The sequence below is a fragment of the Actinomadura gamaensis genome (assembly GCF_042652125.1).
In the GTDB taxonomy this organism is placed as follows: Bacteria; Actinomycetota; Actinomycetes; order Streptosporangiales; family Streptosporangiaceae; genus Spirillospora; species Spirillospora gamaensis.
On sequence record NZ_JBHSIT010000005.1, the window covers coordinates 599,204 to 613,323 of the forward strand.

Genomic DNA, 14,120 nt, shown 5'->3' on the forward strand with positions numbered 1-14,120 from the left:
ACCTTCCATGGCACCGCTGTCAGAACAGACGATCCTCATCACCGGCGCGACCGACGGCCTCGGCCGCGCCCTGGCCGTGAACCTCGCCGCGCGCGGCGCGACCCTCATCCTGCACGGACGCGACCAGGCCAAGGGCGACGCGCTCCTCACCGAACTGCGCGAGGAGACCGGCAACGACCGCCTCACCTTCGAGCGCGCCGACTTCTCCTCCCTCGCCGAGATCCGCGCCCTGGGCGAACGCGTCGCGCGCCGCGACCGCCTCGACGTCCTGGTCAACAACGCCGGGATGGGCGTCGAGCTCGCCCGCCGGGACAGCGAGGACGGCCTGGAACTCACCTTCCAGGTCGACTACCTGGCGACCTACGTGCTCAGCGCCCTGCTCACCCCGCTGCTCGCCCGTTCGGCGCCCGCGCGGATCGTCAACGTCAGCTCGGCCGGGCAGGCGCCGCTCGACTTCGACGACGTGCTGCTCACCCGCGGCTGGGACGGCGTCCAGGCGTACTGCCAGGCCAAGCTCGCCCAGATCATGCTCACCTTCGAGCACGCCGAGCTGCTGCGCGGCTCCGGCGTCACCGTCAACGCGCTGCACCCGGCGTCCTACATGCCCACCAAGATCGTCACGCGTCTCTTCTCGGTGCAGAGCACCCTGGAGGAGGGCCTGGAGAGCACCGCGCGCCTGGTCGCCGACCCGATCGGCGCCGAGGTCACCAGCGCGTACTTCAACCGGACGCGCCAGGCCCGCGCCCACGCCCAGGCCTACGACGCCACCGCCCGCAAGCGCCTGCTGGAACTGAGCGAAGAGCTGACCGGCGTCCCGTTCCCGACGCGGTGAGCGACGCGTCCGGAGAGCGGGTCAGCCTCCGTCGCCGGACGGCCGGTCGTCCCACCACGGATGAGCGCCCTTCTCCAGGACGAACTCGAAGAAGTCCATGTTGGCGAGGTCCAGGTTGCACGCGAGGGAGCCGACCTTGCGGGCGGGCAGGACGGCGACGTTGCCCGGCGCGTCGTAGAGATCGACGACCGTCAGCGGACGCCCCGGCTCGGCGAACGTTCGGGCGTCCGCCAGCGCGACCAGGGTCGTGTGCTCGCGGGCCGGGACGAGCGCGGGCACCTGGCCGGGCTGGAGGTCCTCGAACGCGCGGTCGTCGACGACCACCGCCGTCAGCGGATAGTTCTCGACATCGATCTCGTCGAGGTCCAGATCGGTGCCCACCCAGCCGTCCGCGTCGACCCCGCCGAGTGCGGTGAGCAGACCGCGCCAACCGTCCTCGTCATCGAAACAGGTACGCACGAGCACGGAGACCTCGGTGGCAGGCAACGACGGGAAGTCCCGCTTCGGAGGCGCCGTGGCCGGGACGGGGAACTCGGGTTCGCCGGCGTCTCCCTCGTACATCCCGCGCAGGTCCATGCCCCGCACCAGGTCGTCGAACGTGAGCGGGCCGTCCCGGAGGTCGAGCAGGATCTCGCCGAGCCGAGCCGGCGGGACCCGGACGCCGCGTCCGGGTACCGACGCCAGGTCCACCAGCAGCGGGCCGTCCCCGCCGTGGACCACCGGAATGTCTGCGAGCACGGCGACCTGCATCGACGCACCTTCAGGGACGAGTGCCGGGACGTTTCCGCCGTGCATGTAGTCCCATTCGCGGCCCCCCACGAGCCGGAGCCGCACCCGGCCGTCCTCCAGCGGCACCACGTCGCCGTCGCGGCGGCCTCCGATCTCGCCGAGCAGTCCGCCCCACGACGCCTTCCCGTGCTCGTAGCACGTGCTCACCAGCAGCACCTCGCCCGGGGCGGGCCGCGGAAGCTCGGCGAAAGGCATGGTCCCTCCTCAAGAACGGACGGCTCGTCGGTCTTCGACACCATGCTGGTCCCGAGGTAGGACATTCCCGGGGCGGGCGGCGGTCAGCGGGGGCGGGAATGGGCGTCGACGTTGTGCCAGACCGCCTTGGCTCCGCTGTGGCCGATGCGGACGACCTGGACGCCGGCGGCTGCGGAGGTGCCGACGGTCAGGACGGCGGCGATGACGGTGACCGCGGCGGCCCAGCGCGGGGCGGTGGGCCGGCGGCGGACGTGCCAGGCGACCGCCACCATGATCGCCAAGGCCAGCCAGAGGCCCGCGACCAGCGGCAGGAGGCCGTCGGCCAATTCGGCGTGCCGCTCGACGAGGGCGGAGTGGGGGACCTGGTGCTCCAGGCGCTCGCCGCTGGAGGTGGCCAGCGGCACCGACAGGACGCCGAGGGTGGCCACGGCGAGGACCCACGGGGCCGCGACCCTGCGCGCCCGCGGCCACACCGCGACGACGAGGGAGGCCAGGACGACCAGCGGGATCAGGAAGACGACGAGGTGGACGACCAGGGGGTGGACGGGCAGTCCCCACACGGACGAGGGCATGACGGGTCCTTCCGCTCAGAGTGACGAACCGCAGTCAATCCGCGCGAAGGCCGTCCTGTCCGTTCTCCGGGCGGGCTCAGAGGATCTTCATAGGAAGAGCACGCGGCCGGGGGCCGGCGCGGCGTGCGCGTCGGCCCCCGTATCGGCGCCGGTCAGGCGGGGTGCGGCGGCTGCTGGTCCGGCGGGACGCCGCCGCCCTTGCCGCCGCCTCGGTCGCCCTTGTCAGTGCCGTGCTCGTGCCCCTTGGTGACCGGATTCTTCGGGTCGGCGGGCGGGTCCTCCGTCACCGCCGTCCGCTCGGAGCGCCGGATCTCGGGCTGTTGCGGGTTCGGCATTCGGCTCATCTCCTCTGTCGGTTTCAGGGTTCCAGGACGACCTTGATCGCGCCGTCCTGCTTCTTCTGGAAGATCTCGTAGCCGTGCGGGGCCTCGGCGAGCGGGAGGCGGTGGGTGGCGAGGTCCGCGACGCCGAGCGGGTCGGCGTCGTCGGCGACCAGGGGCAGCAGGTCGTCGATCCAGCGCTTCACGTGGGCCTGGCCCATCCGGAGGGTGATGCCCTTGTCGAACATCTGGAGCATCGGCAGCGGATCGGCCATGCCTCCGTAGACGCCGGAGAGGGAGATCGTCCCGCCGCGGCGGACGATCTCGATGGCCAGGTTCAGCGCGGCCAGCCGGTCGACGCCCATCTTCGACATCAGCGGCGCCGCGGCGCGGTCGGGCATCAGTCCCGCCATCGTCTGCGCGAGCTTCCCGAACGGCGAGCCGTGGGCCTCCATGCCGACCGCGTCGATCACCGAGTCGGTGCCGCGGCCGTCGGTCAGGTCGCGGATCGCCTCCGGCACGTCCTTGGTGCGGGCGCCGTCCACGGTCTCGACGCCGTGCCGCCGCGCCATCTCCAGGCGTTCGGGGACGAGGTCGACGCCGATGGCCCGGTAGCCGAGGTGCCGCGCGATGCGCGCCGACATCTGCCCGATCGGGCCGAGGCCGAGCACGGTCACGCTGCCGCCCTCGGGGATTTCGGCGAAGTCGACCGCCTGCCACGCGGTGGGCAGCACGTCGGACAGGTAGAGGTAGCGCTCGTCCGGCGTCCCCTCCGGGACCTTGATCGGGCCGAAATGCGCCTGCGGGACGCGCAGGTACTCGGCCTGCCCGCCGGGAACCTGCCCGTACAGCTTGGTGTAGCCGAACAGCGCGCCGCCGGTGCCCTGCTCCCGCACCTGCGTGGTCTCGCACTGCGCGTACAGTTTCCGGTCGCACATCGCGCAGTGCCCGCAGGAGATGTTGAACGGGATCACGACGCGGTCGCCGGGGGAGATGTGGGTGACGTCCGCGCCCACCTCCTCGACGACGCCCATCGGCTCGTGCCCGAGCACGTCGCCCTCACCGAGGAACGGCCCGAGCACCTCGTAGAGGTGCAGGTCGGAACCGCAGATGGCGGTGCTGGTGATGCGGACGATCGCGTCCGTCGGCTCCTTGATCGCCGGATCGGGGACCTCCTCCACGCGGACGTCCCGCTTGCCGTGCCAGGTGACGGCCTTCATCGAAGCTCTCCTCTCTCAGGACGGCGGCGCCGGGACGGGGTTCTCGGCGAGCGCGTGCGCGACGGCGACGAGGTTCGCCGCCATGGCGCGCCCGGTCGAGGCCGACCACTCGTGCCCGTCCTCGGTGTCGCCGTAGGACGGCCCCGGTCCGGGACCCTTGTTCCAGTAGGTCCAGGACTGGCCGGGGACCGTGTAGCCGAAGTCGACGAGCGCGCCGTTCAGTTCGCTGATGACGTGGTGGGCGCCGTCCTCGTTGCCGGTGACCACGATGCCCGCGACGCGGTTGAAGCAGACCGGGCGGCCCTCGTCGTCGGTCTCGGACAGCATGGCGTCCATCCGCTCGATGACCCGCTGCGCGACCGACGACGGCCGTCCGGCCCACGTCGGCGACGCCAGCACGAGGATCTGCGAGTCCAGCAGCTTGCGGTGCACCTCGGGCCACGGATCGCCGGGCCCCATCTCCGTCTTCACCCCCGGCGGGATGTCGAGATCGACCGCGCGGATCTCGTCCACCTCCACCTGGCGCTTGCGCAGCTCCTCGACCACGATCGAGGCCAGCGCCTCGGTATTGGACGATTCGGGCGACCGTTTCAGCGTGCAATTGATCAGTAGACCGCGCACCGTGTCCCCCTTCGTTGGGTGGCGGAACCGGGTCCCTACCCGCGCGTCACACGCCAAACAGGCACGCCGCCCCCCGCGCGCCGGACGGGCGCGCGCCCGCGGCCGTCGCGCGGGCCGATCGGTCGTCCCGCCGGACGATCCGGCATGGAGCCGTCCTCGGTGGGAATACGGTCATCCACCACCCGTGCAAAGTCATCCACCACCCGTGCAAAGGAGGTCAGCGGTGTCCACCTCCCACCGCGAGGAGCAGGTCCTGGCCGAGATCAAGAGCCGGCTGACGCGGGAGAATCCCGAGTTGGTCGCGCGGTACGCGCTGTTCGAGCGGCTCGTGCGGGACGAGGGCCCGCCGCCGCGCGAACTTCCCCGGCGCGCGTGGCGCCACCGTCCATGACCCCGGCGCCGGGTCGAGGGCGCGCGCGTCGGCCCGTTGGTCCGGTCGGCGTGGGGCCTCCGGCGCGCGGTATCGCCGCCCGGCGGCCGGACGACGCGGCGGCATCTCCCGGAAGACGGTTCATCGACCCTGGCGGGGAATAAGAAGGCGACGGAGTACACGTGAGAGAGCGGCGAAAAGGTGCCGCCCCCCGGGAGAGTGTGGCGTTATGCAGTCCTTGGAAATCATCGTCCGGCCGCGGCGCGGATGCGTCGTCATCGAGTTGCGCGGGGAGCTGGATCTCGCGGGCGTGGGGCAGCTGACCGACCAGGTCCGGGCCGCGTTCCAGCGCAGCGACATCGTGGTCGTCGACCTCACCGAGCTGGGGTTCATCGACTCGTCCGGCCTGGGCGCCCTGATAGACGGATACAAGCGGGCGAACGCGTGCGGCGGCCGTTTCACGCTGGTCGCGCCGCGGCCGAACGTCATGTCGGTGTTCACCATCACCGGCCTGGTCCAGCGGTTCGACATTCGCGGAAGTATGGAGGAGGCGTTGCCCGCGGAGTCCCGGGCGCGCGAGTACCAGGGCGCGGCGGAAGGACGTTAGCCGGCCTGCCGGAATGGCGGGGGCCCGGCCCACGGCGGGAAAGGAATTGATCCCTCGGACGCGGGCACAGCGTGGTCATGCGAATCGCGATTCTGGACGTGGGATCGAACTCCGCACATCTGAAGATCGTCGACCTGGGCGACGACGGGGCGATCCGGGACGTCGACTCCGCCAAGCACCCGACGCGGCTGGCCGAACGGACGGGGCCCGGCGGCCGCATCGACGACGCGGCGGTGGAGCGCCTCGCGCGGGCCGTCGGAACGGCCCGGCGGATGGCGCTGGAGCGGGGAGCGGACGAGATGGTGGCGTTCGCGACGTCCGCGATCCGCGGCGCCGGCGACCAGGACGCCGTGGTCGCCCGGATCGCCGACCGCACCGGCGTCCGGCTGGAGTCGCTGCCCGGACGGGACGAGGCCCGGCTCACGTTCCTGGCGGCCCGCGCCTGGTACGGCAGGTCGGCCGGGCCGCTGCTCCTCGCGGACATCGGCGGCGGATCCCTCGAACTCGCGGCCGGTGACGGCCTGGAAGCGGCGGCGACGCTGTCGGTGCCGCTCGGAGCCGGGCGCCTCACCCGCGACCACCTCCCGGACGACCCGCCCGAGCCGGAGCAGATCGAGCGGCTCGCCGAGCACATCCGGCGCGTGTTCGCCGACCGGGTGCACGCTGAGCTCTCCCCGGAACGCCTCGACGCCATCGCCGGACCGCACCTCGACTTCCGCGCGGTCGTCACGTCCAAGACCTTCAAGCAGCTCGCCAGGCTCACCGGCGGACGGAACCGCGACGGGCACCGCGTCCTGAAACGCAAGCGACTGCGCCAGCAGATCCCGCGGCTGGCCAAGCTGCCGAGCGGCCAGCGCGCCCGGCTGAAGGGCGTGTCCGAATCCCGCGCCCGCCAGATCCTCGCCGGAGCCATGGTCGCCGAAGCCTTCATGACGGCGTTCGACCTCAGGCACGTCGAGCTGTGCCCCTGGGCGCTCCGCGAAGGCATCGCCCTGCGACGACTCCAGCAGCTGAGCGCGACGCGAAGCCGTCACCACGACATCGACGACCTGATCCGCCCGCTCACACCCTCGGCCCCCACCTCTCCGACCTTCGTGCTCCCCGGCCACCCCGTCCCCCCGCCCCGCCCTCCCGACCACGCCGCTTCCCCGCGCCGCCTCGGCGCATGACCACCCGTCCCCAGGTTGCCGGACATGCGGACTCCCTCTCCCTGCGTGGTCGGCCGGGGCGGCGTCAGGCGAGGACGGTCCGGTAGTGGGTGGTGAGGCGTCCCGTGTCGTCCAGGACGTGGAACGCGAGCGCGGGCGGCTGATCGAGATGGACGTGATCCTCGGGATGGGCGCGCCGTTCCCAGGGGAGGCGGAGCGTGGAGACCACGCCGGGCGCCACCAGCAGCGGCCGTCCGGCGAAGGTGGTGGCCGCCGCGGTGTGGGCGTGCCCGCACAGGAAGGCCGCCAGGTTCGGGTGCCGCTCGGCGAGGGCCGCCAGCCGTTCGGTGCGGAACTGGCGGATGCCGTCGACGAACGGTTCGTGCAGGAGTGTCGGCGGATGGTGGAAACCGACGAGGACGGGCGTCGTGTGCGGAGTCTCCGCGAGCACGTGCGTCAGCCAGTCGAGGGTCTGGTCGTCCAGCAGCCCGTCGTCCGCGCCCGGTATCGAGGAGTCGCAGAGCGCGATCACGGCGCCGCCGACATCGCGCACCTGGTTGATCGGCTCCTTGGACGGCGCCTGGCGCAGCAGGAACTCCCGGAAGGCGGCGCGGTCGTCGTGGTTGCCGGGGCAGACCATGACGGGGTGCCGCGAGGCCAGCAGATCGCGGGCCAGCTCGTACTCCTCCGGACGGCCGTGGTCGGCGATGTCCCCGGTGACCAGGACGGCGTCCAGAGCGAAGGGCAGGCCGTCGAGGTACGACATGACGGCCCGGGTGCGCTCGGCGCTGCGCTCGGTGCCGTCGATGTGCACATCGCTCACATGGGCGATCACGATCAACGCGGTGCTCCTTCGTCCCGGTTCGGTCGGTGGGATGCCGAGCCTAGGAGCCGACCGGACCATAAATAAGATCCAGTTCCATGACGCTTTCCTGGTCCAGTTCCGGACTCGACCTGCATCTCGACCTGCGGGGCGCCGGAAGACGGCGGGCGGGCCTGGAGGCGGCCCTGCGCGCCGCGATCCAGGACGGCCGCCTGCCCGCCGGAACCCTCCTGCCGTCCACCCGGGGCCTGGCGCGGGACCTCGGTCTGTCCCGGGGGACGGTCACGGCCGCCTACGACCAGCTGGCCGAGGAAGGGTTCCTGACCACGCGTCCGGGGGCGGGCACCACTGTGGCCGGTCTCCCGTCGCGGACGCCGGAGGCGGAACCACCCTCGCCTCACCCGCCGCCTCCTCGCCACGACCTGCGGCCGGGACGCCCCGACCTCAGCGCTTTCCCCACCACTGCCTGGCTCGCCGCGACGCGCCGCGTGCTGACAGGCGCCCGTCCGGAGGTCTTCGCGGCCGGTGACCCGCAGGGACGGATCGAACTGCGGCAGGCGCTCGCCGACTACCTGGGCCGCACCCGCGGCGTCGTCGCCACCCCCGACCGGATCGTGATCACCTCCGGCTACTACCAGGGAGTGCGCCTGCTCAGCGGCGTCCTCGCCAGCGCCGGAACGGCACTCGCCGCCGTCGAGGACCCCGGCCACAACATCTTCCGCCAGGCCGTCCAACGCAGCGGAATCACCACTACACCGCTAACGGTCGATCCCGAAGGCGCCCGCATCGACCTGATCCCCCCGGACGCCGGCGCCGTCTTCCTCACGCCCTCGCACCAGTACCCGACCGGTGTGCCGCTCCACCCCGCCCGCCGCCAAGCCGTGTGCGCATGGGCACGGGCCACTGGCGGCGTCATCGTCGAGGACGACTACGACGGCGAGTTCCGCTACGACCGCCAACCCGTCGGAGCCCTCCAGGGCATCGCCCCGGACCACGTCGTCTACTGCGGAACGGCGTCCAAGACGCTCGGCCCGGCGCTCCGCCTGGCCTGGATGGTCCTACCCCGCCACCTCGTCCCCGACGTGGTGCGCGCCAAGCAGGACGCCGACCTGTACACGGAGACCCTCAGCCAACTGGTCCTGGCCGACCTCATCACGCGCCACACCTACGACCGCCACATCCGCGCCGCACGTCTCCGCTACCGCCGCCGCCGCGCCGTCCTCCTCGACCGCGTCGCCGCCGTCACCGGCCTCACCGTCCAGGGCGTGCCCGCCGGCCTGCACAGCCTGCTCCTTCTCCCGGACGACGGCCCGTCCGAACCCGAAGCCCTGGCCCGCTGCGCGGCGCACGGAGTCGCCGTCCGCGGCCTGGCCGAACTCCACCACGCCCCCCGCGACCGCCCCCAAGGCCTCCTGATCGGCTTCGCCGCCCCCTCCGAATCCGCCTACCTCCCCGCCCTCACAGCCCTACTCACCGCCTTCACCCCTGACAGCCCCCCGCGCTGACAGCCCCGCGAAGCTGTCCAGAACTGCGCGACCTGACCGTGGTCGCCGCCCCGAGCCGTTCGGCCACGGCCCCTCGCCGACGACGCCGCTTCCGGCCCGTTGGCCGCCCTCACCTCGCGCGAACGCCAGGTCGCCATCCTGGAACACCCCTGACCCCTCCGGTTCTCGCTCCGGCACCGACCTGCGCGGACGCCGGTACCCCGGCGCGGTCCGGGTGGGTGCGGCGCACCCACGCCCCGGGACGCGGCTGCGGCTAGCGTGACTGCCGTGAACACGGAGAACAGGCTCGGTGACTACCTGCGAGCGCGCCGCGCGGCGACCGCGCCGGCCGACGTCGGGCTGCCCGACGACGGGTCTCGGCGGGTGCCGGGGCTGCGGCGCGACGAGGTGGCGCTGCTGGCCGGGGTGAGCACCGACTACTACATCCGGCTGGAGCAGGGCCGCGAGCGGCACCCGTCCGAGCAGGTGCTGCGGGCGATCGCCGGCGCCCTGCGGCTGGACGGCGCCGCGGCCGCCCACCTGTTCCGGCTCGGCCTGCCGGTCTTTCCGGCCGCGGCCACCGCCACGGCGACCGTCGCCCCGGAGCTGCTGCGGCTGATGGACGGCCTGCGGGACGTGCCGGCCTTCATCGTCGGCGCGGCCCAGGACGTCCTGGCGGCCAACGCGATGGCGCGCGAGCTGTACCGGGGGTTCGACCGGTACGACAACCTCCTGCGGATGATCTTCCTGGATCCCCACGCGCGCGAGTTCTACCTCGACTGGGACACCGCCGCGCGGACCGCGGTCGGCAACCTGCGGGCGTCCTCGTCGCATTTCCCGCAGGACGAGCGGATTGAGCGGGTCGTCGGCGAGGTGAGCGTCCGCAGCCCCGGATTCGCCGGGATGTGGGCGCGCTACGAGGTCCGTCCGCGCACGCACGAGGACAAGCGCTTCCGACACCCGCAGGTGGGGGAGCTGCGCCTGCACTTTGAGGCGCTGGCCATCACCAGCGCCCCGGGCCAGCACCTGTCGGTCTACACCGCCGCTCCGGGCGGTGGCAGCGAACAGGCCCTGGCGAAGCTGCGCGCACTGGCCGAGCAGCCCACCGGCGTCCCGGAACCGGACGACACCGACGAACAGAACGGATGAGCGCCATGCTGCTCCCTTCCACCGAGGCAGGCCGGGGACTTCCCGTCGTCCTGCTGCACGCCCGTCCTACCGACCGCACCATGTGGGACGCGCATCTGCCGCTCCTCGCCGCGGCCGGCGTGCGGGCCATCGCCCTGGACCTGCCCGGCCACGGCGACGCGGCCGGGCCCGGCCTCCACCACGTGGCCCCCTGGTCCGACGTGCTCGACACCCTGGACCACCTCGGCGCCGAACGCGCCGTCCTGGCCGGCAACTCCCTCGGTGCCCTGGTGGCGCTCCAGACCGCCGTCACCGCACCCGAACGGATCGAGGGCCTGGTGCTGATCGGGTACCGGCCCCACGACCAGCCGGCCTCCCCCCACCTGCAGGCGGCCTGGGAAGCCGAACGCGCGGCGCTCGCCGCCGACGACCTGGAGGCCGCGGTGGCCGCCGGTGTCCGCGCGTGGACCTCGCCCGACGCGTCCGGCCAGGTACGCGCGCACGCGGCCCGCATGCTCCACCGCCAACTCAGCGCCCAACGCGCCCACGGCGAACCGTCGCAAGCGCCGGACCCGCTCGGCCACGACGCAGCGGCCCTGCGCCGCCTCGACCTTCCCGCCCTCGTCGGCGTCGGCGAGCACGACATGCCCGACTTCTTCCAGGGTGGCCGGACGCTGGCCCGCGACCTGAACGCCGACGAGCCCGTGGTCCTGCCCGGCGCAGGACACCTGGCGCCCCTGGAACAACCCGCCGCCTTCTGCGCCCTGCTCCTGGAATTCGTCCACCAACCCGCTGGTAGCCGGACGCGTGCCTGAGCAGAACCCGGTGAGAGCCTCGCCGCGACCGGCCGAGGCGCAGTCCTTGCAGTAGCTGATGATCACCAGCAGCACGAGCACCAGGTCTCCAGCGCGACGTACCCGATGCTGAACGAGCTGCTGTGCGGGAATGCAAAGCGGAAGGCGCCCAGCGTCCCTCCGATGACCGGGAATCCGACTAGCTGGCTGCGGCTGCTCGGCTGATGCCAGCGTCACGGTTTCCGAACTGCTCAGGTGCCGGGTCGGATCGCCGGGTCGCGGAACGCTCAGACGGGGAACGCCGAGACACGGCCTGGCGGGGGACGCTGCACTTGTTCAACGCGGGGCGCCGACCGCGCCGGCACCAACGCCGTGCCGGCGAGCTGGTCGCTAGTCCGCCGGCTCGGCGAAGTCGGCGGCGGTCAGCCCGATGCGCGGATCAATGCGATGCAGCAGCGCCGGGCGTGCTCAGGTGACGGGCGCCGCCCGCCGCGACCGCGGGAAAGCGGCGCCGCATCACGCAGGTGCCGGTTGTATCCGACTGGCAGGGCAGGCGCGGGAACAGGTGCCCGATCCGGGCCGGGGCCAGCCGCAGCCAGCGGTGCCGGCAGCGGCGCGAACATGCCGCCAACGGTGTTCGCGCCGCCGTCAGGCCCGCCGGCGTAGCTGCCGGCCTGATCGGGCCGAGCGGAGGTCACTTGTCGGCGGCGAGCTTCCCACCGACGCCGAAGCTGTCGGCGGGGGTCTCCTCGATGAAGACCATCACCGTCTCGGCCGGGATCCGGTAGGTCTCGACGAACGCATCGGTGATCTTCTTGATCAGCTCCCGCTTGAGCTCGATGTCGCGGGGGCCCTGCTGAACGGTCACGGCGGGCATGGCTGCCTCCTGATTGGCGGTGGTTCCCCTGGTTGCCGCGGGGCCGGATGAGCCGGTCTCGCGTTCGACACCTAGGAAAGCCACGACGCGGCGGGGCGGCCAACATCCAACAGGCGACACCGACAACCAACGGATGTGAGGCCAGATGGAGGCCTGGTTTTCGGTTGCCAGAAGGCGGGGAGAGTACGCCGAGGCCGACTGCTGGTTGGTCGCGGGCAGGCGTCCGTCGTCAGGCGGAACTCGACAAGGGGCTCGGTTGCACGTGCAGTTGCCCTTCGGCGCCGTCCGGCGGGGGACGGGCCGACCTGGTCAAGGTGACCTGTTCGCCTGGACGTACTCGGCTCCGAGGACGTCCAGCAGGGCCAGAGCCTCGGCGCCGGACGATCCGGGAGGTGCGCTGTAGAGGACGAGGTACTGGTCGCGGTCGGTGAGGGCGAGCGCGTCGCAGTCGACGGTGACCTCCCCGACGACCGGGTGGCGGAAGGTCTTGGTGAGCGTCGGCGCGGCCTGCACGTCGTGCCGCTCCCAGAGCCGGGCGAAGTCGGTGCTGGCGGTGCGGAGTTCGTCGACGAGCCCGGTCACCGCGGGATCCGCCGGGTAGCGGGCGAGGGTGGTGCGGAGCTCCATGACGACCTGGTGCCGGAAATCGGCGATGTCGGAGACCTCGTACCGCGGCTGATCGGCGCGCGCCGGTCCGAGGAAGGCCCGGCGCGCAAGGTTGCGGTCCCGCGGGGCGAGCCGAGCGAAGTCCTCCATGAGCGCGGCGGCCAGGTCGTTCCACGCCAGCACCTCGAACGCGGCGGACATCACGAACGCGGCCGTCTGCGGCAACCGCTCCAGGAGCGCCAGGATGCTCGGGCGGACGTCGCGCCGGTGCAGCCCGGTACGGCTCGGCGCGGTGCCCGCCAGGACGTGGAGGTGATCGGTCTCGGCGCCGGTCAGCCGCAGCGCGCCGGCGATCCCGGCCAGGACCTCGCCTGAGGGACGCGGCGCCCTGCCCTGTTCGAGCCGGACGTAGTACTCGGTGGAGATGTGCGCCAGGACCGCCACCTCCTCGCGGCGGAGACCCGGTGTCCGGCGCCGCGAGCCCGAAGGCAGGCCGACGTCCTCGGGCCGGAGCCGCTCGCGCCGGCTGCGGAGGAACGCCCCGAGTTCTCGCTTGTCCATACCTTGAGTCTGCATGCTGCGCGGCGATGCTTCCTGGTACCGCCTGTACCTGCATCCGGACCGGTGAGCGGCCTGACACTGGCGTCATGACCAGTGACAACGACACCACGTCCATCGGCCTGCTGGCCGGCAAGATCGTGTTCATCACCGGCGCCAGCCGCGGCATCGGCGCGGCCGCGGCCCGGCTGTTCGCCGCCGAGGGCGCCGCCGTCGTCCTCGCCGCCCGCGACACCCGGGCCCTCGACCGGATCGTCGCCGGCATCCGCGCCGACGGCGGCGTCGCCGACGCCGTCCCCCTGGACCTCGCCGACCGCGCGAGCATCCGCGCCGCTGTCGACCGTGTCCAGGAACTGCACGGACGACTCGACGGCGCCTTCAACAACGGCGCGGCGGGCCAGCGGCCCGGCCCGCTGGACACCACCGGCGATGAGGACATCGACACCCAGTTCACGGTGAACTTCCGCGCGCACTGGACCGCGATGACCGCCGAGGCCGCACTCATGCGCCGCAACGGCGGCGGGGCGATCGTCAACACCTCCAGCATCGGCAGCCGCCGCGCCAACCCCGCCCTGCCCGCCTACGCCGCGATGAAGCGCGCGCTCAACAGCATCACCGAGACCGCCGCCGTGACCTGGGGCCCGCAGGGCATCCGGGTGAACGGCATCACCCCCGGCGGCACCGCGACGGAGATGATGCAAGAGTGGGAGGCGGTGTCCCCGGGCATCATCGAGCGCAACAACGCCGCGACGCCGCTCGGCCGGATGGCCGAGCCCCGCGAGGTCGCCGAGGCGGCCGCATGGCTGCTCAGCGACCGCGCCTCGATGGTCACCGGTGCCATAGTGCCGGTGGACGGCGGCGCCGGCGCCTGAACCCGCCGTCCGCGCGACATCACCGCCCAGCCCCTGCCCCCGCGCCGTCCAGCCCACCCAAGCAGCCGCCGGCGGACGTCCCAAGATCAACACCGGCCTCGCCGGCCTCGCGGAGCCCGGGACAGACCGCCAACCGGCTGAGAGACGCCCGCGGACCGGCTCGCGGAGCCGCGACCTCCTGGGTCGCCGTTTTCCGCCACTGCCTGCCCCTGGTCACCTCGCTGACCAGCTCGGCGGCCCCGCCCGCTTCATCGAGGTCGCCACCACTGCCGGATACGCCCGGCACGACCTGGTCCGCTTCACC

16 protein-coding genes and 1 pseudogene are annotated in these 14,120 nt (G+C 72.7%); 8 read left to right on the plus strand and 9 right to left on the minus strand.

All coding sequences use genetic code 11. The features are described from left to right. Positions 1-7: 7 nt before the first annotated feature. Positions 8-832, plus strand: coding sequence for an SDR family NAD(P)-dependent oxidoreductase (locus ACFPCY_RS20400; protein WP_378257389.1), 825 nt, complete (start codon positions 8-10; stop codon positions 830-832). A gap of 21 nt (positions 833-853) precedes the next feature. Here the strand turns inward: ACFPCY_RS20400 and ACFPCY_RS20405 are convergent, their stop codons facing one another. The 5 genes from ACFPCY_RS20405 to ACFPCY_RS20425 form a co-directional block, all read right to left on the minus strand. After that, positions 854-1,816, minus strand: a complete 963-nt coding sequence (locus ACFPCY_RS20405) for a DUF6924 domain-containing protein (protein WP_378257390.1) — start codon at positions 1,814-1,816, stop codon at positions 854-856. A gap of 83 nt (positions 1,817-1,899) precedes the next feature. Then, positions 1,900-2,388, minus strand: a complete 489-nt coding sequence (locus ACFPCY_RS20410) for a DUF2231 domain-containing protein (protein WP_378257391.1) — start codon at positions 2,386-2,388, stop codon at positions 1,900-1,902. Positions 2,389-2,540: 152 nt separating this feature from the next. After that, positions 2,541-2,723, minus strand: coding sequence for a hypothetical protein (locus tag ACFPCY_RS20415; RefSeq protein WP_378257393.1), 183 nt, complete (start codon positions 2,721-2,723; stop codon positions 2,541-2,543). Positions 2,724-2,746: 23 nt separating this feature from the next. Further along, complete coding sequence (locus ACFPCY_RS20420) at positions 2,747-3,928, minus strand: zinc-dependent alcohol dehydrogenase (RefSeq protein ID WP_378257395.1); 1,182 nt, start codon at positions 3,926-3,928, stop codon at positions 2,747-2,749. Positions 3,929-3,943: 15 nt separating this feature from the next. After that, positions 3,944-4,549 (minus strand): flavodoxin family protein, encoded by a 606-nt coding sequence (locus ACFPCY_RS20425; protein ID WP_378257396.1) that lies wholly within the window; start codon positions 4,547-4,549, stop codon positions 3,944-3,946. Between the two features lie 223 nt (positions 4,550-4,772). On the opposite strand from ACFPCY_RS20425, the gene ACFPCY_RS20430 reads away from it, so the two are divergent. The 3 genes from ACFPCY_RS20430 (at position 4,773) to ACFPCY_RS20440 (ending at position 6,695) form a co-directional block, all read left to right on the plus strand. Beyond that, a complete protein-coding gene (locus ACFPCY_RS20430; protein ID WP_378257397.1) occupies positions 4,773-4,940 on the plus strand; it encodes a hypothetical protein in 168 nt (55 codons plus the stop codon). Between the two features lie 208 nt (positions 4,941-5,148). Next, positions 5,149-5,526 carry an STAS domain-containing protein gene (locus ACFPCY_RS20435; protein WP_378257398.1) on the plus strand — a complete coding sequence of 126 codons (378 nt, stop codon included), beginning with the start codon at positions 5,149-5,151 and terminating at the stop codon, positions 5,524-5,526. 77 nt (positions 5,527-5,603) lie between these two features. Beyond that, the gene (locus tag ACFPCY_RS20440) at positions 5,604-6,695 is read left to right on the plus strand and encodes a Ppx/GppA phosphatase family protein (RefSeq protein ID WP_378257400.1); all 1,092 of its coding nucleotides are present in this window, start codon (positions 5,604-5,606) and stop codon (positions 6,693-6,695) included. Positions 6,696-6,759: 64 nt separating this feature from the next. On the opposite strand, the gene ACFPCY_RS20445 is transcribed toward ACFPCY_RS20440, so the two are convergent. Then, positions 6,760-7,509, minus strand: coding sequence for a metallophosphoesterase (locus ACFPCY_RS20445; RefSeq protein WP_378257527.1), 750 nt, complete (start codon positions 7,507-7,509; stop codon positions 6,760-6,762). An 86-nt stretch (positions 7,510-7,595) separates the two neighbouring features. Here ACFPCY_RS20445 and pdxR point away from each other — a divergent pair, with 86 nt between their 5' ends. From pdxR to ACFPCY_RS20460, 3 genes are all read left to right on the plus strand, one after another. Beyond that, complete coding sequence (gene pdxR, locus ACFPCY_RS20450; RefSeq protein ID WP_378257401.1) at positions 7,596-9,002, plus strand: MocR-like pyridoxine biosynthesis transcription factor PdxR; 1,407 nt, start codon at positions 7,596-7,598, stop codon at positions 9,000-9,002. Between the two features lie 267 nt (positions 9,003-9,269). Further along, positions 9,270-10,130, plus strand: coding sequence for a helix-turn-helix domain-containing protein (locus ACFPCY_RS20455; RefSeq protein WP_378257403.1), 861 nt, complete (start codon positions 9,270-9,272; stop codon positions 10,128-10,130). A 5-nt stretch (positions 10,131-10,135) separates the two neighbouring features. Then, positions 10,136-10,924 (plus strand): alpha/beta fold hydrolase, encoded by a 789-nt coding sequence (locus tag ACFPCY_RS20460; RefSeq protein ID WP_378257404.1) that lies wholly within the window; start codon positions 10,136-10,138, stop codon positions 10,922-10,924. Between the two features lie 485 nt (positions 10,925-11,409). Here ACFPCY_RS20460 and ACFPCY_RS43120 read toward each other — a convergent pair. The 3 genes and pseudogenes from ACFPCY_RS43120 to ACFPCY_RS20470 form a co-directional block, all read right to left on the minus strand. After that, positions 11,410-11,507: pseudogene (locus ACFPCY_RS43120) on the minus strand (IS982 family transposase); the annotation flags it as partial. Between the two features lie 90 nt (positions 11,508-11,597). Then, positions 11,598-11,780: a 4-oxalocrotonate tautomerase DmpI gene (gene dmpI / locus ACFPCY_RS20465; protein ID WP_378257406.1), complete on the minus strand. Its 183-nt coding sequence runs from the start codon at positions 11,778-11,780 to the stop codon at positions 11,598-11,600. A 309-nt stretch (positions 11,781-12,089) separates the two neighbouring features. After that, positions 12,090-12,947 (minus strand): helix-turn-helix transcriptional regulator, encoded by an 858-nt coding sequence (locus tag ACFPCY_RS20470; RefSeq protein WP_378257408.1) that lies wholly within the window; start codon positions 12,945-12,947, stop codon positions 12,090-12,092. Positions 12,948-13,033: 86 nt separating this feature from the next. Here ACFPCY_RS20470 and ACFPCY_RS20475 point away from each other — a divergent pair, with 86 nt between their 5' ends. Then, positions 13,034-13,816: an SDR family NAD(P)-dependent oxidoreductase gene (locus tag ACFPCY_RS20475; protein WP_378257410.1), complete on the plus strand. Its 783-nt coding sequence runs from the start codon at positions 13,034-13,036 to the stop codon at positions 13,814-13,816. Positions 13,817-14,120 lie beyond the last annotated feature (304 nt).

Excerpts from the sequence above, each read along its gene's own strand:
- pdxR (WP_378257401.1), top strand. The coding sequence starts at position 7,596 with ATGACGCTTTCCTGGTCCAGTTCCGGACTCGACCTGCATCTCGACCTG.
- ACFPCY_RS20475 (WP_378257410.1), top strand. The coding sequence starts at position 13,034 with ATGACCAGTGACAACGACACCACGTCCATCGGCCTGCTGGCCGGCAAG.
- ACFPCY_RS20400 (WP_378257389.1), top strand. The coding sequence starts at position 8 with ATGGCACCGCTGTCAGAACAGACGATCCTCATCACCGGCGCGACCGAC.
- ACFPCY_RS20410 (WP_378257391.1), bottom strand. The coding sequence starts at position 2,388 with ATGCCCTCGTCCGTGTGGGGACTGCCCGTCCACCCCCTGGTCGTCCAC.
- ACFPCY_RS20440 (WP_378257400.1), top strand. The coding sequence starts at position 5,604 with ATGCGAATCGCGATTCTGGACGTGGGATCGAACTCCGCACATCTGAAG.
- ACFPCY_RS20420 (WP_378257395.1), bottom strand. The coding sequence starts at position 3,928 with ATGAAGGCCGTCACCTGGCACGGCAAGCGGGACGTCCGCGTGGAGGAG.
- ACFPCY_RS20460 (WP_378257404.1), top strand. The coding sequence starts at position 10,136 with ATGCTGCTCCCTTCCACCGAGGCAGGCCGGGGACTTCCCGTCGTCCTG.
- dmpI (WP_378257406.1), bottom strand. The coding sequence starts at position 11,780 with ATGCCCGCCGTGACCGTTCAGCAGGGCCCCCGCGACATCGAGCTCAAG.
- ACFPCY_RS20435 (WP_378257398.1), top strand. The coding sequence starts at position 5,149 with ATGCAGTCCTTGGAAATCATCGTCCGGCCGCGGCGCGGATGCGTCGTC.
- ACFPCY_RS20405 (WP_378257390.1), bottom strand. The coding sequence starts at position 1,816 with ATGCCTTTCGCCGAGCTTCCGCGGCCCGCCCCGGGCGAGGTGCTGCTG.
- ACFPCY_RS20470 (WP_378257408.1), bottom strand. The coding sequence starts at position 12,947 with ATGGACAAGCGAGAACTCGGGGCGTTCCTCCGCAGCCGGCGCGAGCGG.
- ACFPCY_RS20415 (WP_378257393.1), bottom strand. The coding sequence starts at position 2,723 with ATGCCGAACCCGCAACAGCCCGAGATCCGGCGCTCCGAGCGGACGGCG.